Annotated in this window: 2 protein-coding genes; both read right to left on the bottom strand. The window is 33.5% G+C overall.

Annotated features, from left to right (window positions below):
• The coding region (locus tag VQ048_RS12540) for a helix-turn-helix domain-containing protein (protein ID WP_327611969.1) at positions 1-281 on the bottom strand (281 nt) is incomplete at its 3' end.
• The coding region (locus tag VQ048_RS12545) for a helix-turn-helix domain-containing protein (protein ID WP_327611970.1) at positions 281-496 on the bottom strand (216 nt) is incomplete at its 5' end. The genes VQ048_RS12540 and VQ048_RS12545, both read right to left, overlap by 1 nt.

Consider the following 496-nt stretch of genomic DNA (forward strand, 5'->3'; position numbering starts at 1 on the left):
ATTGCCTTATAGTTATTCTCCAATATTTTTAGTACATCGCTCTCTTTGTACAAAATTTTACCCTCAATTTGAATGTAAGGCAAAAAGCCATCATCTCTATATTGTTGGAGGGTTCTTTGGCTTATATGCAATAATTCACACAATTCTTTTCCAGATAAATAAATTTCCCCATTAAATACAGGTTTAAAATGCTCTAACAAAAACTTTACATATTCATTAAGCTCTTGTATTTGCTTTTGGTAAGAAGCCATTTCTTCCGTTTGTTCTGTATAGAGTTCCATTAGATTTCAGTTTTTGCAGTTTGATTTTCTAATAAATGAAGTACATCGCTACGCTTGTAGTAGTTTTTTCGATTGATGTACGAATAAGGCAGTAAATTTCGGTCTTTGTAATTTTGAAGTGTCCGTTTGCTAATGCCCAACAACTGACAGACCTCTTGTGTGTCCAACCATTTTTTGTCCTGACAAATGGCTTGATGTGTTTCTACTACGGACTT

It is taken from the genome of Bergeyella anatis, assembly GCF_036016955.1.
GTDB lineage: Bacteria > Bacteroidota > Bacteroidia > Flavobacteriales > Weeksellaceae > JAYWXI01.